This window comes from Vulcanococcus sp. (assembly GCF_044369115.1).
Lineage (GTDB): Bacteria > Cyanobacteriota > Cyanobacteriia > PCC-6307 > Cyanobiaceae > Vulcanococcus.
On record NZ_JBIPMN010000166.1, the window covers coordinates 1 to 5,898 of the forward strand.

At 65.8% G+C, this 5,898-nt stretch carries 6 protein-coding genes; 1 reads left to right on the plus strand and 5 read right to left on the minus strand.

The window, feature by feature from the left end:
• Both ACIQ2E_RS11875 and ACIQ2E_RS11880 read right to left on the minus strand, forming a co-directional pair.
• A partial coding sequence (locus ACIQ2E_RS11875) for an FHA domain-containing protein (protein ID WP_398330707.1) occupies positions 1-221 on the minus strand: 221 nt, incomplete at its 3' end.
• Positions 218-493: a hypothetical protein gene (locus tag ACIQ2E_RS11880; RefSeq protein WP_398330710.1), complete on the minus strand. Its 276-nt coding sequence runs from the start codon at positions 491-493 to the stop codon at positions 218-220. The genes ACIQ2E_RS11875 and ACIQ2E_RS11880, both read right to left, overlap by 4 nt.
• A gap of 104 nt (positions 494-597) precedes the next feature.
• On the opposite strand from ACIQ2E_RS11880, the gene ACIQ2E_RS11885 reads away from it, so the two are divergent.
• The gene (locus ACIQ2E_RS11885) at positions 598-2,823 is read left to right on the plus strand and encodes a transglycosylase domain-containing protein (RefSeq protein ID WP_398330713.1); all 2,226 of its coding nucleotides are present in this window, start codon (positions 598-600) and stop codon (positions 2,821-2,823) included.
• Here the strand turns inward: ACIQ2E_RS11885 and ACIQ2E_RS11890 are convergent.
• The 3 genes from ACIQ2E_RS11890 to atpD all read right to left on the minus strand — a co-directional run bounded on the left by ACIQ2E_RS11890 (position 2,798) and on the right by atpD (position 5,871).
• Complete coding sequence (locus ACIQ2E_RS11890) at positions 2,798-3,916, minus strand: rhomboid family intramembrane serine protease (protein ID WP_398330716.1); 1,119 nt, start codon at positions 3,914-3,916, stop codon at positions 2,798-2,800. The genes ACIQ2E_RS11885 and ACIQ2E_RS11890 overlap by 26 nt on opposite strands.
• Positions 3,917-3,989: 73 nt before the next feature.
• Positions 3,990-4,394 carry an ATP synthase F1 subunit epsilon gene (atpC, locus tag ACIQ2E_RS11895; protein WP_398330719.1) on the minus strand — a complete coding sequence of 135 codons (405 nt, stop codon included), beginning with the start codon at positions 4,392-4,394 and terminating at the stop codon, positions 3,990-3,992.
• 16 nt (positions 4,395-4,410) lie between these two features.
• Positions 4,411-5,871 (minus strand): F0F1 ATP synthase subunit beta, encoded by a 1,461-nt coding sequence (gene atpD, locus ACIQ2E_RS11900; protein ID WP_398330722.1) that lies wholly within the window; start codon positions 5,869-5,871, stop codon positions 4,411-4,413.
• Between the last annotated feature and the right edge of the window lie 27 nt (positions 5,872-5,898).

Genomic DNA, 5,898 nt, shown 5'->3' on the forward strand with positions numbered 1-5,898 from the left:
CCCTCCAGAAACGTGCCGTCGCTGCTTTGCCAGTTGCACACCAGCCAGCCCTGGCTGCGGGAGAAGCGCACCACGGCATGGTGCTCAGAAACCCCCTCCAGGTTGGCCAGGCAGAGGCTGTTGCTGGCCGCGCGCCCGATGGTGAGCGGTTTGGCGGGATCCAGCGGCGCCACCTTGCGGCGATCCGCCGCCAGCACCAGCCGTGCAGCAGGGGTGCTCATGGTTGCCCGCGCCGGCGGCGCCACCACAGCTGCCAGTCATCGCGCAGGTCGTTCCACCAGCCGCCGTCGCCTTCGCGATAAGGCACCACCCTTCCTGGAAAGAGCAGAGCCTTGCTGGCCAGGGCCAGGGCGATCAACACCATCACCAGCAGCACCCAACCGGGGATCGCTCCCACCCAGGTGGCGGCGAAGAAGGCGCGAATCGCGTACAGCCCGATTGTGAACGCCAGCCACAGCCGGAAGGGTTCCCAGGGGTCCCGTTGGCGCTGCAACGATCCGCGTGAAGGCTGGCCGTAGCCTATGGCCGGGCTGCAACACCCGCCTGGCCACCGCATCGCATCTGGCTTCATTGAAAGAGCGCCTGGCGCCCGCGCCGGTGAGGCGTGCCTGGCTTGAGCTGGCGCGAGCCGTTGGTCAGGGACCCTGGCGGCAGCGCCCAGCAGCGATCGCTGGGGTTTGGCCGTTGCTGCACGCCCATCAGGCCCGTGTGGAGCTCTGGGCTGGTGGACGCCAGCTGAGCGAGCTGGTGCTCGAGAACCAGCGCTATCGCCTCGGCCGTGATCCTGCCTGTGAGCTTCCCCTGGCGGAGCCGGGGCTCAGCCGTGTGCACGCCATCCTCGAGAAGCAGCGCCCGAGCGATCGCGAGTTCGCCCTCGAGGATTTCAACTCCGCCAATGGGCTGTTCCACCGGGATCGCCGCATCCGCTGGATTCAGCTGCGTGATGGTGATGCCGTGCGCTTGGGCTCCCCCCTCAAGGGAGAAGCGCCGGAACTGCGCTATTACCATCCCCGCAGCCCGCTTGAACAGGCGGCCCTGCTGCTGGGAGTCGCGGCACTGGCCGGCTCCACCCTGCTGGTGAGCGGCATGCTCGTGGCCGCCAGCGTTGGTGGTGGCTCCAAGATCCGCTCCATTTCCGGGCCGGTGAAGATCTTTTCGGCGGATAGCCGCCAGATCGATGCCCGGGAGGGATCCTCCACCGCCTTGCCGTCGTTGCAGTCCTACCCGCTGCATCTGCGCCAGGCGTTGATGGCCTCCGAGGAGGCGCGTTTCGGCTGGAACAGCGGTATCGATCTGTTCGGCACCCTGCGCTCAGCCCTGCTGGGCACCGGTGGCGGCAGCGGGCTCACCCAGCAGGTGGCCCGCATGGTGTATCCGGAGGTGGGCCGGGACGTGAGCCTCACCCGCAAGCTCCGGGAGCTGTGGGTGGCGCTGCAGCTGGAGGTGGGCTTCAGCAAGAACCGCATCCTCAAGCTCTATCTCGATCGCGCTTATCTGGGCCTGGGCACTGAAGGTTTCGAGCAGGCCTCCCAGCTGTATTTCCGTAAGTCGGCTAGCGAGCTCGATGTGGGTCAGGCGGCTTTCCTGGTGGGCTTGCTGCCCAGCCCGAATGGTTACAGCCCCTGCAATCTCGAGGATCCAGGAGCCGGGCTGGAGCGGCGCAACCTGGTGCTCAAACTGATGCACGAGCAGGGCTGGCTCGGCGATCAGGCTCTGATCGATGCCCAGCGCCGCCCGCTCAACATCGATCCATCGGCCTGCCGCGAATCCACATTCAGCAGTTACCCCTTCTTCAGCGACTACGTGCTGGGGGAGCTGCAAGGCACTCGCTTCGGCCTCGATCTCAGCAGCGCTGATGCGGCCGGCAATTACGCCGTGATCAGCACGATCAACCCCAAGCTGCAGCAGCTGGCGCAGGATCAGCTCAAGCGTTTTCTGGAGGGGCCGGCCGCGGCGGCAGGGCTCAGCCAGGGGGCCCTGATCACGGTGAACACCACAACCGGCGACATCCTGGCCTATGTGGGTGGTGGCGACTACGGCCGCTCCAGCTTTGATCGCGTGCAGGCTCTGCGTCAGCCCGGGTCCACCTTCAAGCTGTTCCCCTTCCTGGCGGCTCTCGCCGCCGGGGTGAAACCGGCTGATGCCGTGTCTTGTGCGCCGCTGGCCTATGTGGCGGGGTGCCGCAGCGGTGGCGGTAGCGCCAGCGTGGCCGAGGGATTTGCCCGCTCAGAGAACGTGGTGGCGCTGCGTCTGGCGGAGCGAGCGGGGCTGCAGGCAGTGCTGAAGCTGGCCCGTCGCCTCGGCATCTCCACCCCGCTCGACGCGGACTACAACACGATGCTGGGCGGCCGCGAAACCTATCTCTACGAGCTGGCCCGGGCTTATGCCGTGGTGGCCAATGGCGGCCGTTCTGTGCCGATGCATGGTGTGAGCCGCATCTACGACCTCGGCATCTGCGGCTCGATCAAGAGCCTTGAGCAATGCCCGGAGCGGGGCATCACCGTGCCGATCGGCGAGCAGAGCCGTCAGCTGCTCTCGCCGGAGCTTGCCGCCACGATGGATCAGCTGCTGGCTGGCGTGGTGCAGGGCGGCACCGGCCGGGCGGCGGGGCTGGTGCCCGATGCGCGCGGCAAAACCGGCACCACGAACAACGGCGTGGATGTGCTGTTTGTGGGCTACTCGCCGGCTAGCAATCTGCTCACCGCCATTTGGATGGGCAACGACGACAACACCCCGGCCCAAGCCGCCAGTGGGGCGCTGGTGGCGGAGTTGTGGGGCCGCTACATGCAGCAGGCAGTTAGAGCAGTTCCCGGATCCGGGTGATCACGGCCCAGGTGAGCCCCAGCAGCAGACCCCAACCCCAGCTGCTGCTCAGCACCCGCTGCAGGGCACTGCTGCGCTCATCGGGGTTCTGGCGTGGCAGCTGCCAACCCAGTTGCAGGGCTCCATACACCAGCAACAACACCCAGGCGGGGATCTCCAGGCCGGCGCTGCTGAAACGGAAGACGCGCCAGTGCAGCAGGCTCAGGCCAGCCGCCAGGGCAATCAAGGCACTGATGGCGCCGGAAGCTCCACTCCAGCGGCGTGTGATGTGCCATCGTGCGGCGCACAGGGCGGCCAGCCCTAGACAGGCCAGAGCCGTCAGGCAGTAGCGGAGCACCACCGACCCCAGCTGCAATGGCGAAGCCCCCAGCAGGATCAGCAGCACGATCAGATTGAGGATCGCTTCGAGGCCATTGGCATGAATCCAGGCCTGGCTCAGCCATTGCCAGGCTTGCCGTGGTTGCTCGGCCTCTGCGCTGGTGAGCGGCCATTGCCGCTTGAGCCTTTTGAGCGGTCCGAGGCTGAGGGCCTGCAGCAGGGCGAGCACGACCACCAGCACAACCCCACCGCTCCAGCCCCAGCCCTCAAAGAGCGCCCGATCCAGTTCGGCCCCAACCCAGGCGAACACCAGCGCGCCTGCAGCCGAGAGGGCGAAGCCGGGTCCAAAGCGTTCAAGCTGAAGCCGCTGGCGGATGGGCTGTTGAGCAACGCCCGTCGGTGGGGGCGGACTGGGCTCAGGGAGTGTTGCTGGAGCCGCGGCAGGGCGATCTGCGGATGCTTGATCCGGCGCAGGCCTCTGTCCAGTGGCCGAGTGCAGCAGGTCCAGCAGCTCTTGCAGCACCGCTGGTGCATAGGTGGCACGCAGCTGGGCGGTGAGGCTGGCCAGGGCCGATTGCTGCTCGGCGCCTCGGCTGTGGAGCACCTGAAGCAGCAGGGGTTGGCTCGCCAAATCGCGGATGGGACCACGCAGGCCGTCGTTGGCCCCCAGCGCATCCATCAGCCGATTGGTGAGCGCCCGTGATTGGCTCAGGCCGGCGGGATCCGCCGCCAGCCACCGATTCAGTTGCTCGCCCAGGTCGTGGCCAACACCCATGGGTCGCATTCCGCAGGCAACAACAAAAAAGCGCCCCAGAGGGGGCGCTGTCGATCATGAAGTGTCGGGCTAATCAGGCTTTGCTGGCTTGCACGCGGGCGCGGGCACGGGCCAGTTCCTGTTGAGCCTTGATTTTGTCGGTGCTGGAGGGCTGGCCTTCGAACTTGGCCAGGGCCGCGGTTGCGGCGTCCAGCTCTTTGCTGGCGGCGTCGGCGTTGATGCTGCTGCCGAGCTCGGCTGCGTTCACCAACACCGTTACTTCGTCGGCATCCACCTCGGCAAAACCACCCTGGAGGGCAATGGCTTTCCAGCCATTGCCTTCACGCACCCGCAGGACACCGAAATCGAGGGCGGTGAGCAGGGAAACGTGCCCGGGAAGAATGCCGAGCTGACCAGTGGTACTGGGCAGGATCACTTCGTCGGCGGTGCCGTCGAAGACGCTCTGGTCAGGTGCCAGAACGCGGAGGGTGAGAGACATCAGTTAAGACTCCGGATCAGCCTTTGGCGTCAGCCTGGATCTTGGCGGCCTTGGCCTTCACTTCATCGATGTTGCCCACCAGGTAGAAGGCAGCTTCGGGGAGGTTGTCCAGCTCACCAGACAGGATCATGTTGAAGCCCTTGATGGTGTCCTCGAGCTTCACGTACTTGCCGGGCATGCCGGTGAAGATTTCAGCCACGAAGAAGGGCTGGGAGAGGAACTTCTCGATCTTGCGCGCGCGATCCACGGTGCGGCGGTCGTCTTCAGACAGTTCGTCCAGACCCAGAATCGCAATGATGTCCTGGAGCTCCTTGTAGCGCTGCAGGGTGGACTGCACGGCGCGGGCGGTGCGGTAGTGCTCGTCACCTACAACGGCGGGCTGGAGCATGGTGCTGGTGGAATCCAGGGGGTCCACAGCCGGGTAGATGCCCTTGGAGGCCAGGCCGCGGCTCAGCACGGTGGTGGCGTCGAGGTGGGCGAAGGTGGTGGCCGGGGCGGGGTCAGTCAGGTCGTCCGCAGGCACGTACACCGCCTGGATCGAGGTGATCGAACCTTCCAGGGTGGAGGTGATGCGTTCTTGAAGAGCACCCACATCGGTGCCGAGGGTGGGCTGATAGCCCACAGCGGAAGGCATGCGGCCCAGCAGAGCCGACACTTCCGAACCTGCCTGCACGAAACGGAAAATGTTGTCCACGAACAGCAGCACGTCCTGCTTGTTCACGTCGCGGAAGTGCTCAGCCATGGTGAGAGCCGACAGACCCACGCGCATGCGGGCGCCGGGGGGCTCGTTCATCTGGCCGTAGCAGAGGGCCACCTTCGACTTGGAGAGGTCGTCGGGGTTGATCACACCCGATTCCTTGAATTCTTCGTAGAGGTCGTTGCCTTCACGGGTGCGCTCACCCACGCCGGCGAACACCGACACACCGCCGTGCTCTTTGGCGATGTTGTTGATCAGCTCCTGGATCAGCACGGTTTTGCCCACACCGGCACCACCGAACAGACCCACCTTGCCGCCCTGGCGGTAGGGAGCCAGGAGGTCGATCACCTTGATGCCGGTCTCGAACACCTTGGGCTTGGTTTCGAGATCGGTGAGCTTGGGAGCTTCGCGGTGAATGGGGGCCGTGGTGGTGGTGCTCACAGGACCCTGCTCGTCAACGGGCTCGCCGAGCACATTGAAGATGCGACCCAGGGTGGCTTCACCCACGGGCACGGAGATCGAAGCGCCGGTGTCGACAGCTTCCATGCCGCGCACCAGGCCATCGGTGCTGCTCATGGCCACGGCGCGCACGCGGTGGTCGCCCAGGAGCTGTTGCACCTCGGCGGTCAGAGCCACGTCTTGACCGGCCGAGTTTTTGCCCGTCACGCGGAGGGCGTTATAGATCTTGGGCAGCTTGCCGGCCGGGAATTCAACGTCGATCACCGGGCCGATCACCTGCCGGATGATGCCTTTGGTGCCGGTGGCAGTAGCAGCAGCCATTTATGGGAGAAGTCGCTGGGGACGCAA

Bases quoted from the DNA above. Each gene is read 5' to 3' on its own strand.
- ACIQ2E_RS11890 (WP_398330716.1), bottom strand. From the start codon at position 3,916: ATGGGTGTTGGCCACGACCTGGGCGAGCAACTGAATCGGTGGCTGGCG.
- atpD (WP_398330722.1), bottom strand. From the start codon at position 5,871: ATGGCTGCTGCTACTGCCACCGGCACCAAAGGCATCATCCGGCAGGTG.
- atpC (WP_398330719.1), bottom strand. From the start codon at position 4,394: ATGTCTCTCACCCTCCGCGTTCTGGCACCTGACCAGAGCGTCTTCGAC.